The organism is Myxococcus sp. MISCRS1, from assembly GCF_026626605.1.
GTDB classification, from domain to species: domain Bacteria; phylum Myxococcota; class Myxococcia; order Myxococcales; family Myxococcaceae; genus Myxococcus; species Myxococcus fulvus.
Genome location: NZ_JAPNKB010000001.1, coordinates 6,044,795 through 6,057,839, shown reverse-complemented (window position 1 = coordinate 6,057,839; position 13,045 = coordinate 6,044,795). Strand labels below are relative to the sequence as shown.

Annotated in this window: 11 protein-coding genes; 7 read left to right on the top strand and 4 right to left on the bottom strand. The window is 71.3% G+C overall.

What is annotated here, in order from left to right; all coding sequences use genetic code 11:
• The first annotated feature begins 169 nt into the window (after nucleotides 1–169).
• The 3 genes from OWM54_RS24095 (at nucleotide 170) to OWM54_RS24085 (ending at nucleotide 3,251) form a co-directional block, all read left to right on the top strand.
• Complete coding sequence (locus OWM54_RS24095) at nucleotides 170–544, top strand: hypothetical protein (protein ID WP_223751159.1); 375 nt, start codon at nucleotides 170–172, stop codon at nucleotides 542–544.
• A gap of 174 nt (nucleotides 545–718) precedes the next feature.
• On the top strand, nucleotides 719–2,212 hold the full coding sequence (locus OWM54_RS24090) for a hypothetical protein (protein WP_267699007.1): 1,494 nt from the start codon (nucleotides 719–721) through the stop codon (nucleotides 2,210–2,212).
• 163 nt (nucleotides 2,213–2,375) lie between these two features.
• Nucleotides 2,376–3,251 carry a hypothetical protein gene (locus OWM54_RS24085; protein ID WP_267699006.1) on the top strand — a complete coding sequence of 292 codons (876 nt, stop codon included), beginning with the start codon at nucleotides 2,376–2,378 and terminating at the stop codon, nucleotides 3,249–3,251.
• Here the strand turns inward: OWM54_RS24085 and OWM54_RS24080 are convergent.
• A complete protein-coding gene (locus OWM54_RS24080) occupies nucleotides 3,241–3,651 on the bottom strand; it encodes a response regulator transcription factor (protein WP_223751162.1) in 411 nt (136 codons plus the stop codon). The genes OWM54_RS24085 and OWM54_RS24080 overlap by 11 nt on opposite strands.
• Nucleotides 3,652–3,985: 334 nt before the next feature.
• Here OWM54_RS24080 and OWM54_RS24075 point away from each other — a divergent pair, with 334 nt between their 5' ends.
• Nucleotides 3,986–4,876 (top strand): hypothetical protein, encoded by an 891-nt coding sequence (locus OWM54_RS24075; RefSeq protein WP_267699005.1) that lies wholly within the window; start codon nucleotides 3,986–3,988, stop codon nucleotides 4,874–4,876.
• A gap of 100 nt (nucleotides 4,877–4,976) precedes the next feature.
• Here the strand turns inward: OWM54_RS24075 and OWM54_RS24070 are convergent, their stop codons facing one another.
• Together OWM54_RS24070 and OWM54_RS24065 are read right to left on the bottom strand one after the other, a co-directional pair.
• Entirely contained in the window at nucleotides 4,977–5,675 is a 699-nt protein-coding gene (locus OWM54_RS24070) for a nucleotidyltransferase family protein (RefSeq protein WP_141324256.1), read from the bottom strand.
• Nucleotides 5,676–5,932: 257 nt separating this feature from the next.
• Nucleotides 5,933–6,244 carry a hypothetical protein gene (locus tag OWM54_RS24065; RefSeq protein WP_141324287.1) on the bottom strand — a complete coding sequence of 104 codons (312 nt, stop codon included), beginning with the start codon at nucleotides 6,242–6,244 and terminating at the stop codon, nucleotides 5,933–5,935.
• A 177-nt stretch (nucleotides 6,245–6,421) separates the two neighbouring features.
• On the opposite strand from OWM54_RS24065, the gene OWM54_RS24060 reads away from it, so the two are divergent.
• Both OWM54_RS24060 and OWM54_RS24055 read left to right on the top strand, forming a co-directional pair.
• On the top strand, nucleotides 6,422–8,416 hold the full coding sequence (locus OWM54_RS24060; RefSeq protein ID WP_223783902.1) for a patatin-like phospholipase family protein: 1,995 nt from the start codon (nucleotides 6,422–6,424) through the stop codon (nucleotides 8,414–8,416).
• A gap of 131 nt (nucleotides 8,417–8,547) precedes the next feature.
• Nucleotides 8,548–9,363 (top strand): OmpA/MotB family protein, encoded by an 816-nt coding sequence (locus OWM54_RS24055; protein WP_223751165.1) that lies wholly within the window; start codon nucleotides 8,548–8,550, stop codon nucleotides 9,361–9,363.
• Between the two features lie 69 nt (nucleotides 9,364–9,432).
• Here the strand turns inward: OWM54_RS24055 and OWM54_RS24050 are convergent, their stop codons facing one another.
• Nucleotides 9,433–9,957, bottom strand: a complete 525-nt coding sequence (locus tag OWM54_RS24050; protein WP_223751166.1) for a hypothetical protein — start codon at nucleotides 9,955–9,957, stop codon at nucleotides 9,433–9,435.
• Between the two features lie 192 nt (nucleotides 9,958–10,149).
• Between OWM54_RS24050 and OWM54_RS24045 the strand changes: the two genes are divergently transcribed.
• Nucleotides 10,150–13,038, top strand: coding sequence for a hypothetical protein (locus OWM54_RS24045; RefSeq protein ID WP_267699004.1), 2,889 nt, complete (start codon nucleotides 10,150–10,152; stop codon nucleotides 13,036–13,038).
• Nucleotides 13,039–13,045: the final 7 nt, after the last annotated feature.

Here is a 13,045-nt window from a genome sequence, read left to right as displayed (position 1 = left end):
ACCGTCTCCCGAAGTTGGAGGAAAGGGGCCGGATGACGCCCCGCCACGGCCCGCGAATCAAGCCCGTGACTCCGGTTTCCGCCCTGTAAACTTGAGGCCTCCCTGTAAATCGGTGGCAGGGCCGCCACCTTGAGGCCTACAGCGGGGGACTCGCTAGCCTTCGGGGGGCATGGAAGCGACACGGCGAAACGAGGCGGCGCGGTGGCGCCGGGCGTGGTTGCCCTGGGGGCTGCTGGCCGGAGCGTGCGTGCTGGGCGCGACGGGCGCCTGGGCGGGCTCGCGCTCCGTGTCGGCGCTGCACGAGCGCCGCGTCCAGTTGGAGCGCGAGGCGGCCGAGTCCGAGGCCCGCGTGGCGGAGCTCCAGGCCCTGCGCGAGGCCATGGCCCGGCGGCTGCGCGTGCTGGAGCAGCAACACCAGACGGCCCGCGAGGAGGCCCTCAGCGCGGCCGCCGCCTGCGCCGCGCCCCCCGCCGAGCCGCCCCCCGCCCAGGGCCGCGCCGAGCCCCGCCGGACCACCAAGGGCAAGAAGGCCCACCGCCGCTGAGAGTCCCTTCGGGCGTGGACCCCAGGTCCACACCCGCCGGCCCGTGTGGACCTGGAGGCAACAGCCCCTGCCCCTCCCGCGCGCGCAACCCCCTGGAAGGACTGTGACGCGGTGCACGGCCCGCCACGTGCTACCTGGGGCTTCGCGTCATCTTCCGCGCGAGGTCCTCACCCCATGTCGTCCCTCCAGTTCCGAGCTCCCTCCAGGCTCCTGTTGACCGCGCTGTGCCTCACCGCGCTCCTGCCGCTCTCGCGCGCCAGCGCCGAGCCGGGCATCCGCATCCTCAACTCGCTGTCCACCGCGGACCTGGCCTTCAACGCCCTCACCACCAACTCCCGCTCGCTGGAGGCCCTCACCTCGCAGCCGCTGACCACGTACGCCTTCGAGGCGGACGCGCGCCTGCGCCACCAGCTGGAGGACCCGGCCGCGCGCAACGTCATGCACTACCTGGTGGAGTGCGCCCTGCCCGCCACCGCCAAGGTGGAGTGGATGGACCGCAAGAAGGAGGTCCACTCCTTCTCGGGCGGCGTGGGCCTGTGCCCGGAGTGGGGCGTGCGCGCGCCGAGCGCCCAGTGCCTGGGCTACGTGAGCGCGTGCCTGCTGTCGCGCAACAACGCCTACGGCCACACGGTGGAGATTTCGATGCGCGGCGAGCACCCGAAGGACTCCCGGCTCTTCAACCCCACCGGCGTCACCCAGCAGTGGCACCCCATGTTCCTGCCCTGCGCGCACGGAGGCCGCGGCGCGTGGGAGGAGTGCGGCTGGGTGGGTGAGGGCGTGGGCAGCTGCACGCCGGGCGAGCAGGTCACCATCGCCGCGGGCGCGCCCCGGCTGGACACGTCGTGCACGACGACGCTGGGCTCCGGCGACGGCGACCGCGTGCTGCGCGTGTGCGCCCAGCCCCGGGGCTGCGAGGCCGCCAGCTCCCTGGCGCTCGGCGAGGGCAACGACTGCGGCGGCGCGCAGCCCAGCGCCACCTTCACCTGCCCCCGCGGCGGCAGGTACAGCGTCATGTCCGCGCCATATGACCGCTCCTCGCCGCCCGGCTCCTGGGTGCGCCCCGCCGTCACCCACGGCCGCTACCCCACCGAGTCCTTCGGCGCGTTCACCTTCCGCGAGGGCGCCTTCTTCGGAAACATCCTGGACCCCAAGGGACTCAACGTGGAGGTGCACATCAACATGGACACCTACGCGCCCTTCCTGTCCAAGCCCGACTTCGACGGCTACCCGTACCAGAACGCCCACGCGTGCTACTCGCGGGACTGGGTGGCGGGCGACGTGCACCTGGCCTCGCGCGTCTGCGCCAACGCCATCGTCGGCGGGCGCAACGCGTACGGCTGCCTGGCGCGCACCGTGGGCCCCTGCGAGCCCGACGCCTTCACCCCCAAGGCGGCCTGCGACGTGAACGACGGCCCCGTCGTCACCGCCGACGGTGACTTCGAGGTCTGCGCCGACACGGAGGGCGCCTACCACCTCGAGTCCATCACCACCGTGCTCAACAGCCCCTGTGACGCGCTGCCCCCCAGCGACCGCGTCACGTGCGACCCCGCGATGTGCGACTTCAGCTACTCCCCGCCCCGCTGCAAGAAGGGCTGTGAGCAGCGCTCCGCCTCCCAGTGCCTGGCGGTGGCCTGCGTGAAGAACCCCAAGCTCTGCGGCAAGAAGTAACCCCCCAGGGCCCCGGGAGGGTCGTCGCCCACCTCCCGGGCTCCACCTCGGGCCCGCGGGGGGTGGGCGACGGCCCGTACACCCCAGGTGTATGAATAAAGCAGGCGGACGGCCGTCCCGACCCGTGTTGCCGCCCGACGGCCACCGCCCCAGGAGCCCCGCCGTGTTCTCTCTTCGTTCCGCCTTGTGTGCCTTCCTCGCGCTGGGCCTGCTGCTGGGCACGACGTCGGCGGAGGCGCGCTTCGGCAAGCGCTCCCGGCCGTCGCAGAGCGACTCGAAGAAGGACGACGACAAGAACGACGACACCCACGAGGCCTCGCCGGTGGGCTCGCGGGATGACGACGACGATGACCGGCCCCGTCGCCGCCGGAGCAACCACCGCCGCCACGTCTCCTCCGGCGCGGGCGACGTGGTGGAGGGCCTGGGCTTCCTCGCCTTCGTGCTCTCCAGCGGCAACCACCGGCTGACCGTCGTGGACGAGCCCCGGCAGCGCGGGGAGCTGCGCCAGGAGCGCCACGCCGCGCCCCTCTCCTTCCGCCTGGGCCTGCAGGGCGGCCCCGTCAACAGCGGCGGCGCGGGGGACTTCTTCATCGGCCTGGAGGGCCGGCGCTTCGGCTTCGACGCGCGCGTCACCGGCATCGCCGTGGACGCCGACGACGGCACCGACGAGACCGACAACCTCACCCTGGTGGAGGTGCACCTGACGTGGGCGCTCGTCTCCCTGGAGCGCGCGCGGCTGCGCCTGGAGGCGGGCGTGAGCACCGCCAACGCGCCGGACATCACCTTCGTGGGCCCCAGCCTGGGCCTGTCCCTGGAGGCGTGCCTGGCCGGCCCGCTGGACTTCGAGGCCCGCGCCCAGATGACGCCCTTCCCGTACCGGCAGGTGGACGCGAGCGCCGCGCTGGCGCTGCACCTGGGCGCGCTCGTGCTGCGCGGCGGCTACCGGGGGATGGTGCTCGACGACGCGGGCCAGGTGGACGGCGTGGTGCACCGCGACGGCTTCCACGGCCCCTTCTTCGGCCTGGGCCTCACCTACTGACGCGCTGAGCGGTCTCCTGCCGAGGGTCCGGGCAGTGCGCCTGGACCACGGCCATCAGGTCCTTGAGCCGCACGGGCTTGCGCAGAAGCGCCACCGCCCCCGGGGGACACGGGCCGGACTCCGCGCGCATCCCCACCACCCGCGAGCTGGCGAAGCGCGCGTCCTGCTTCAACGTCTCCAGGAGCGACGGCCCCTGGACACACGGCGCCTCCAGGTCCACCAACACCAGACACGGCACCTCCGTGGCCGCCAGCACCCGCACGGCCTCGCGGGCGTTGATGGCCATGTTCACGTCATAGCCTTCGGCCTGGAGCGCCTCCGCCATCACGCCCCGGAGGTCCGGGTCGTCCTCCACCAGGAGCACGGTCGGCTGCATCACCACATGGGTCACGATTGCCACCCTAGTGCCTCCTTCCCGGGCTGACACGCCTCGTTCCACCCCACGGCGCCTCATTGTCGAACCGTGAGCATCCGCACGGTGCGAGCAGGCGGATACGCCCGGCGCCCGTGGGAGGAGATGCACCGCGCGCGGGCGCTGCGCACCCGTGAGCGTCGGGTACACGAGCCTCGCGCGGCCCGGCTGTCACGTCGTGCGCACTCGGCGCCGTGTGCGCTGCCCACGGCCGTACAGCAGCGGCTGGCCAACGGCCGTCCGCCCTCGGGGGCCATGGCCGGCAAGGGCCGGGCGCCCTTGAATGTCGCTCCCCGTCGTCCCCGTCCCCGAGGAGTGCACCTTGCCCTCATCCAAGGCCGTGCTGGGCTGTGTGCTCGCCGCCACCGTCCTGCTGGAGCCCGCCCTCGCCGAGGCCCGCTTCGGCAAGCGCTCCTCCTCGTCGTCCCCCGGCCGTGCCGGGCGCGGGTCGCCGCGCCGCGAGCACCCCTCCTCCCCCGCGGGACAACCTCGCGACGGCGCGCCCGCGCCCCACCCCGCGACGGCCATCGACACGAAGCCCCCGCGCGCGGACGACGACGACGCGCCCCGGAGGAGACGCCGGCGCGTGAGGGCCCCGGCGACGGGCGCGCTCGTGGGCGTGGGCGCCGCGGCGACGGGCACGTCCACGCTGCGCTCCAGCGCGAGCACCACGCGCCGGCGCGACGAGCCGGTGCCCCTGCTGGTGCGCATGGGCGCGCAGGCGGAGTGGCTCAAGGACGGCAGCGGCATGGGCGTGTTCATGGCCATGGAGGGGCGGCGGCTGGGCGTGGACACGCGCCTCACCGGCCTGTCGCTGAAGGCCGAGGACGGCTCCGACACCGAGGACCGAATCACCCTGTTGAGCGCGCGACTGACGGCGGCGCTGTGGGCCAGCGCCCGGGGCCGGATGCGCGTGGAGGCGGGCCTGTCGAGCGCGCACGCGCCCGGCATCATCTTCGTGGGGCCCAGCTTCGGCGCGTCCGTGGAGGCGTGCATCGGCGCGTCCCCCCTGGACGTGGAGGCAAGGCTCAACGCCACGCCCTTCCCGCATCGACAGGTGGACATCCAGGCGGGCCTGGCGGCGCACCTGGGCGGCTTCAACGTGCGCGGCGGCTGGCGCGCGCTGTACCTCAACGACGCCGGACACCTGGACGGCGTCGAGCATGAAGAGGGCTTCGGCGGACCCTACTTCGGCCTGGGCCTCACCTTCTGACCTCCCGCGCGCGATGGGCGAGCGCTCGCCGCCCAGCGCGCGACGACGACGACAGGCCGGAGCCACCTTCCACGAGGAAGGCTCCGACCCCCTGCTCCGACTACTCGTCCGACGCCGCGGCCATGGGCGCCGAAGCGCCCTCGCCGACGTCCGACACCGTGGTGAGCCCCGAGCCGCGCTTGCCACTGCCCTTGCGCTTGGGCGGCGCGGGCGGGGGCGCGAGCGTCGGCGCCGAGCCGAACAGCCGCTCGTACGTCTCCGGCGCGTTGATGTTCACCAGCACCCCCGGGTCCTTCATGGGCACGCGGCGCACGCGCATGCCCTTGAGCACCGTCTCCAATTGCTCGCCGTCCGCCGCGCGCAGCCGCTCCGCCATCCCGCGCGACATCATCACCGGCCACCCCGGCGCGCCCTCGAACTCCGGACGCAGCATCTCGTCGGAGTCCCCCATCAGCTTGAGCATCGACTTCACCGTGTTGGTCCTGAGCGCCGGCATGTCCACCGGATGCAGCACCACCACGTCCGCCCCCTCCGCCAGCGCCGCGTCCAGCCCCGTCTTCACCGAGGCCATCTGGCTGTCGCGCCACTGCTCGGACTCCCGGAGGTCCATCCCTGGATGCTGCTTGCGAATGGCCTCCGCGTCCTTCCCCACCACACCCAGCACCTGACAGCCCGCCTTGACGAAGGTCGACGCCAGCGACTGAAGGAAGCTCTTGTCGCCTTCGTGCAGGATGAGCGCCTTGGGGTGGGCCATCCGCCGGGCCTCGCCCGCTGCGAGGATGATCGCCACTGCCTTCATACCAAGCCTCCTCCGTCCCCCGGGGAATCGAGTGCCTCTTGGCCCGGGGCCACCGGGAACAGGCTGTGACCTCTCGGGGGGATTTTGAGCCCACCCCTCGGTGCGAGCCGTCAGCCGGCCCCCAGTCACTTCCCGCGCCGCGTCCGAGTGGCGAGAGCTGGAGCGTGCGCCCTCTGCAGACGCACGGCCCGCCTGCTCGTCCGCACCGCCCCGGAGGCTTGCTTCCCCTGCCCGGGGCCCGGAGGGCCTGGCGCGCTTCAATGCAGCCACCGGGGTGATGGCGCGTGGAGCAGCAGCGTCGTCGCGGGGGCCACCGTCTTTTCTTCCGTCCCCGCCAGCGCCTTGGCGGTCAGAATTTCAGCCAGCCGCGCCAGCGGCGCGAAGGCGGACAGCCGGCGCAGCTCGTCCTCGGACACCTCCCCCAACCACGCGCCGTCACGGCCATCCACGACGGACAGCGCGTGCACCGCGTGGTGGTGCATCACCTGGAGCGCCGAGAGGACGGTGTCCTCCGGGAAGAGCGTCACGGCGCGGGAAACGAGCATCTCGAACTCAGGGCTGCGGCACATCGTCACGGAAGGCCTCCAGAAAGCAGGCGTCAGGCGCCTCTGATCCACCCCCGTAGCAAGTGCCTTGCCGGGCCTGGATGACGGTTCGCCAGTCGACACACAACCCGCGACGCCGGATGCGCGATAATCCCCCTTGCGACCGCAGCCACCCCTCGACGCGTCCGTGGAGTCACCGCGATGAGCATCAAGCCCCTGCCCTCCTCCACGTCGTCTGCCGCGGCGCGTCGTACTCCCGAGCCCGTGGCCGCGCGCCCGGCGGAGGCGCCCAAGCCCAACCTGCTCGAGCGGATGGGCCAGGGGCTGCAGAACGTCGCGCGCGAGGCCAACCGGCTGGTGGACGGCTTCGAGGCGAAGCTGCCGGACCTGTCGCGCCTGGGTCTGCCGAAGCTGCCGGGCGCGGGGAACACGCCGTGGGCCGGCATCACCCTGACGGGCAAGCCGCTCCAGATTCCGCTCGACAAGCTGCTGCAGGTCGACCTGGGGGATTTGCGCAAGGTGCTCGAGCGCATCCTGCCGCCGAAGATCGACGACAAGCAGGGCAAGCAGCTCGTCGCGCAGACGAAGGACTTCCGCGACACGCTGGGCCAGGTGCGCTCGCTGGCCGCGCAGCTGGACATGCTGCCCTCCACGCACCCGCGCTATCCGCAAGTGAAGGCCGCGCTGGAGAAGGCGGAGGCGCAGCTCACCCAGACGACGGGCTACACGCGCGCCACCGCGCCGCGCCCCGGCTCGCTGTGGTTGGATCCGCAGTTCCTCGCCAAGGAGCTGCCCGGCGGCCAGGTCCACGCGAGCCGCTTCCCCACGGGCACGCCGGTGACGAAGCCGCCCTCCGCGCTGGACATCGTGTCGGGTGGCGACGCGAAGAAGGCCGCCGAGTACACGGCCTCCGTCGCGCGGAACCGCGCCGAGGCGGGGATGCCGGTGCAGGGCGGCGAGCCCATGGGCGTGCACCTGAGCCTGGAGGGCGGTGGTGGCAAGGGCAAGCGCTACGCGGCCATGTTCGCGGAGATGCGCGACCTGGGCGTGGTGCCGGTGAGCCTGACGGGCACGTCCGCGGGCTCCATCGCCGCCGCGTTCGCCGCCACGGGCGCCACGCCGCAGCAGATTGAAGACGTGGCCAAGGACCCGCGCCTGGGCCAGCTGTATGACTTCGACCTGGACCTGAACGACGGTGGCCTCCTGGATGGCCAGGCCGCGTTCGACCTGTTCGACCAGAAGCTGCGCGAGCTGACCGGCATCACCGACCGGCCCGTCACCTTCGCGGACCTGAAGATTCCCCTGCAGCTGGTCGCCGCCAAGGCCTACGACAGCGCGGTGCCGGACGGCGGCTTCAAGAGCGCGCAGGACCGCATCTTCGTCTTCAGCCAGGAGACCACGCCGGACACGCCCGTGGCGCTCGCCATGCGCGCCTCCATGGCCATCCCCGGCGTGTTCGACCCGGTGCAGGTGGTGGACCCCGTCACCGGCCGCCAGATGCACCTGGTGGACGGCGGCACGCTGGACAACCTGCCCATGGGCTACGCGAAGAACGACCTGCCGCAGATCGGCGCGTCGCTGCAGTCGCGCGGCGGCACGCACCCGTCCAACGGCACCGCGCAGCCCAAGCCGCTGCCCACCGGCCAGCTCGACACCGACGACGCCCTCTGGAACGGCTTCAACGGCTACGCGATGCTCAAGGACAACGCCACCGAGGCCCAGGACTGGCGCGACAAGGCGAAGCCCGGCGCCAACCAGTTCATGCTCGCCGTGCCCACGTGGAACCTGGATGACCCCAAGCAGGGCAACAGCGTGCTCGGCTTCGGCTACGACGCCAAGGTGGACCCCAAGCTGGACACGCAGACGCGCCAGGTGACGCGCGACTTCCTGCGCGAGTTCATGGACGACATGAAGGTCCCCGGCTCGCGCGGCACCAACCTCGTCACCCAGGTCCCCAAGGACCTGAAGTTCAGCGAGGACGTCCAGATCTGGGGCGAGAAGTTCCAGGTGACGTACAGCGGCGGGGACACCGTCGTCGCCACCGCCGCCAATGGCAAACGTCACGAGGTCCGGCTCGGTCAGAAACAGATTGAAGCCCTCTGGTTGGATGGACAGACGTTCAAGGACTTCGACGCGCAGCTGTCCCACGTCCTCAGCGACGTGCGCAGCGTGCGGCCCTCCTGGCTCCCGTTCTGACGCGCGGTGCGGGGTTTGCGCCCCCGCTGCAACCTTGCACCTCCGGATACCTGGACCCACCCGGGGCGCCTTGCTGCGCACCCGGGTGTCGTCATTACGGTGTTTCAGGAACATCCCCTTGGAGGTCCTGAATGCAAGCGGAGCGAGGGCGGGCCTGGGTGCCCTGGCTGGTGACGGTGCTGGTGGTGCTGCTCGCGGGTGGCGTGCTGTACCTGGCGCACCGGGGCTCGGTGCAGGCCCAGGCGCAGGCGGAGGAGGCGCGCAAGGCGGCGGACGAGGCCACCGCGCGCGCCCGTGACGCGGACGCCGCCCGTCAGCAGGCCGAGGAGAAGCTCGCGGCGCTGCAGACCGAGCACACGAAGCTGACGACGGAGAAGGAGCAGCTCAATACGGAGAAGGAGCAGCTCACCCAGACGGTGCAGGAGCAGGAGGCGGAGCTCGCCAAGCTCAAGGCCACCTATGACGACCTGCAGGACAAGATGAAGGCCGAAATCGCGGAGGGCGCCATCAAGCTGTCGCAGGCCCAGGGCCGCATCCAGGTGGACCTGGTGGACAAGGTGCTCTTCGACTCCGGCGACGCGAGCATCAGCAAGCGCGGCCAGGAGGTCCTCAAGCGGCTGGGCGGCGTGCTGGCCAAGGTGGATGACAAGGCCATCCAGGTGTCGGGCCACACGGACGACTCGCCGCCGTCGCAGAAGCTGCAGACGACCTTCCCCACCAACTGGGAGCTGTCGGTGGCGCGCGCCGTCAACGTGGTGCGCTTCCTCCAGGAGCACGGCAACGTGCCGGCGCGCCGGATGCTCGCCGCGGGCTATGGCGAGATGCGCCCCATCTCCGCCAACGCCACCCCGCAGGGCCGCGCGCGCAACCGCCGCATCGAGGTCCTGCTCATCCCCGACCTCGCGGCGAAGAAGGCCGGCGTGAGGACGGCGCGCGACACGCGCTGAAGCCAAGACACGCGTGAGACATGTGACACGCCCCCTGGGCCTGAAACATGTCTCACGCGGGCAGCCCCGCTACTTCTTCTTCACGGACTCGAGCAGCTTGCGGAAGGCCTTCTCAGACGCCGCCACGCTCTTCTCCGGCCCGGTGAGCTTGAAGAACAGCGCGCCCTCGGGCCCCTCCACGATGGCGCCCAACAGCCGGTAGCCGGGCTTGGGCGTGGACGGGCCCATCATCGGGCCGCCGCCCGCGTACGTGCCCTTCACGTCCACCGTCGTCACCGGCATGCCGTTGAGCTTCTCCGTCTTCGTCTTGGCCACCTTGTCCACCGGCTTGCCGTCCGCCGTCTGGAACTGGCCCAGCCACCGCTTCACGTTGGCGTCCACCGCGCCGCCCTGGCCCTGGCCAAAGTAGAACACCGCCAGTTCGCCCCCCTCCGCGTCGCCCTTCGCCGCCGGCAGCTTGTACGTCGCCGCGCGCATCGGCCGCTCACCCTGCGCTTCCCACTCCTTCGGCGCCGTCCACGTCAGCCCTCCGGCCTCCTGGGCCGACGCCACCATCGCCACGCACGTCACCAGCACACTCAGCAGTCGGTTCATCCGCTGAGCGTACCGGTGTTCGAGCCCGGCGCAGTGTGTCAAAGACAGACGGTGCCACTCGGGCATACGGTCGTGCAGGACTGACACGACGCGTCAAGTCCCATCGCTTTCGGCCAACCCACTTACGTGGTACGCCACGCGACTGTCACCTAGTCCTGCAGTCCAATCCTGGACTCGGAGGGGGTTGTATCCATGAAAAAGGCGTTGTTCCTCGGGGCTCTGGCCCTGGGCACGGTAGCGTGTGATCCAGAGATCGCGCAGGACCCGGCGGTGAACCCGGCCGACGTCCAGGTCGCGGAGTTCGACCCCTCCGCGTCGCCGGCCGTCGTCCCGTCTCCGAATGACCTGGCCATGGGGGTGGATGCCAATGGCGACCCCATCGTCAACGCTCCCGTCAACCCGAACACGCCCGCCGCGGAGCAGGAGTTCACGCGGGACTACCTCAACACGCTCAACGGCTTCCCGACGACGGTCATCGCCACCACGGTGGTGAAGAACCTGAACCCGGAGACGGTGAACGCGTCGACGGTCAAGTTCATCAACCTGTCGGCGGCCGTGACCGGCCCGGTGACGCCGACCATCGGCTACCGCGAGGCGACGAATCAGATCACCGTCATCCCGCCGCAGCCCCAGGGCTGGCCCAAGGGCGGCAAGTACGCCGTCGTCATCGTGGGCGGCGACAAGGGCGTGAAGACCAAGGACGGCAAGTCCATCATCGGCACCGCCACCTGGTCGCTCGCCAGCTCCACGCTGCCGCTGGTCAACTGTCCCGACAACAACCTGGCCTCCGACAACTGCACGCTGGCCACGGAGCTCATCCCCTCCAGCAAGCGTGACCCGGCCGAGCGCCTGGCGGACCAGCTCAACAGCGCCAAGCGCCTGGAGCAGATGCGCCGCGGCTACGCGCCCCTGCTGGACCTGGTGTCCGCGCAGAACGGCCTGGACCGCAACGACCTGGTGCTGGCCTGGACGTTCAGCATCATGAACCAGCCGGAGATGACGTTCGACCCCACGAACAGCATCATCCCCTTCCCCAACGACCTCCTGCGCGTGCCGCGCACGGCCACCGCCCCCGCGCGCCTGAACCTGCCGGTCCCCCCGGGCACGGGCACGGTGCAGGACCTCATCAAGGGCCTGAACACCCTGGATGGCTGGTCCACCACGGCCCCCATCATCTCCGAGAACGGCCCCACCCGCGGCATCATCGAGGCGGACCTCAAGGTCGACCCGGCCACCGTCGCGCTGGGCAAGCAGGTGCTGTTCGTCAAGCTGACCCCGGGCGGCAGCCAGCCCAAGGTCAAGGTCTGCATCAACTGCGCGTCCAGCTCCAAGCGGGACGGCTCGGCCGCGGACCCCGCGCCCCAGCAGCTGCAGATCATCCCCGAGATTCCGCTCGACCCCGCCAGCCAGTACGCCGTGGTGGTGCTGCGCGGCGTGAAGGAGCAGGCCGCCGAGGGCGCCAAGGCCCGCGCCGTCGCGGTCCCCGCGGCCCAGGCCCTGATGAAGCTCGCCTCGCCGCTGTTCGTGGACGGCAAGAGCCAGATTTCGGCCGTGCCGGACGCCACCGCCGCCGCGGTGGAGCCCGCTCGCGCCGCCATGAAGCCCCTGTTCGACGCGCTGGCCGCCAACGGCATCGCGCGCAAGGACATCCTGCTGGCGTGGGCCTTCACCACCCAGAGCACGCACACCGTGCTGGACTCGCTGCACAAGGTGCCCGCCTCGCCGCTGCCGGACTCCCCGGTGTCGCTGGTGGACCAGACGGCCAACATCATCGGCGCCATGGAGGCGCTCAGCCTGGAGCACCAGCACGTGGGCCGCGCGCTCGCGGGCACGTTCCTGTCGCCCTTCCTCCTGGATGACGTGAACGGCGCGCTCAACCCCGCGCGTCCCCAGCACCTGGACCACATCCCGTTCCTGCTCATCCTGCCGGCCACGCCCGCTCCCGCGGGCGGCTACAAGACGGTGGTCTTCGGCCACGGCCTGGGCGGCAACCGCACCGACGCGCTGGCCATCACCAACAAGCTCAACGAGGCCGGCTACGCGGTCGCCGCCATCGACACCGTGTTCCACGGCGAGCGCACCAGCTGCGCGGGCATCACCGCCGCCTCCGGCACGGGCCCCATCACCACGCCCGACATGGCCTGCTCCACCGGCACCTGCGACGTGACGCCGGGCAGCGCCACCTTCGGCCGCTGCGTCGCGCCGGACACGGCCATCGCCTGCAACCCGGTGGGTGGCGGCGACGCCACGTGCGCCGCGGCCGGCCAGGGCGTGTGCCTCAACACCGGCAAGTGCGAGGGTGGCGACTTCCGCCGCGCCTCCGCGGGCAGCCCCCCGGTCGTCTCCAGCTGGAACTTCCTCAACCTCACCAACCTGTTCGCCACGCGCGACAACTTCCGTCACCACGTGCTGGACATCTCCCAGTTCACGCGCGTGCTGGCGAGCGACGGCCTGCGCGGCATGCTCAACCAGATGTCCGAGGGCAACTACATCAACGCCACCACGGTGGACTACGTGGGCCAGAGCCTGGGCGGCTTCCAGGGCACCCTGTCCGCGTCCGTCAACGAGCGCATGCGCCGCGTCGCCCTCAACGTCCCGGGCGGCGACCTGGTGGACACGCTGCTGACGTCCACCAACCCGACGTTCGCCGCGCGCCGCGAGGGCTTCCTGTCCTTCCTCGAGTCCGTGGGCCGCGTCTCCGGCACCCCCGGCTTCGACGAGTTCATCGTCCTGGCGCGCACCATCCTGGACCCGGCCGCGCCGCGCAACTACGGCTGGTACCTGGAGAACTTCGACAAGGCCCCCGAGGGCCGCGAGGCGTTCATCCAGTACATCCAGGGTGACGAGGTGATTCCGAACCCGGTGACGCAGGGTCTCATCGCGTCCGCCAACCGCACGGGCGCGACGCGCACGGTGCAGAGCTACATGGCGCAGATCGACCCGCTGCCCACGTCCGCCCGCCACGCGTTCCTGCTCATCATCAACGCGCAGGACCCGGGTAACGCGTTCCTCCGGAGCGTGCGTGACACGGCCCAGGCCCAGGTCATCCAGTTCCTCAACACGGGCACGGCGAACGAGTAGTCCTGAC

Coding starts and splice junctions, on each gene's coding strand:
- OWM54_RS24095 (WP_223751159.1), top strand. CDS start 170: ATGGAAGCGACACGGCGAAACGAGGCGGCGCGGTGGCGCCGGGCGTGG.
- OWM54_RS24090 (WP_267699007.1), top strand. CDS start 719: ATGTCGTCCCTCCAGTTCCGAGCTCCCTCCAGGCTCCTGTTGACCGCG.
- OWM54_RS24070 (WP_141324256.1), bottom strand. CDS start 5,675: ATGAAGGCAGTGGCGATCATCCTCGCAGCGGGCGAGGCCCGGCGGATG.
- OWM54_RS24065 (WP_141324287.1), bottom strand. CDS start 6,244: ATGTGCCGCAGCCCTGAGTTCGAGATGCTCGTTTCCCGCGCCGTGACG.
- OWM54_RS24060 (WP_223783902.1), top strand. CDS start 6,422: ATGAGCATCAAGCCCCTGCCCTCCTCCACGTCGTCTGCCGCGGCGCGT.
- OWM54_RS24055 (WP_223751165.1), top strand. CDS start 8,548: ATGCAAGCGGAGCGAGGGCGGGCCTGGGTGCCCTGGCTGGTGACGGTG.
- OWM54_RS24050 (WP_223751166.1), bottom strand. CDS start 9,957: ATGAACCGACTGCTGAGTGTGCTGGTGACGTGCGTGGCGATGGTGGCG.
- OWM54_RS24045 (WP_267699004.1), top strand. CDS start 10,150: ATGAAAAAGGCGTTGTTCCTCGGGGCTCTGGCCCTGGGCACGGTAGCG.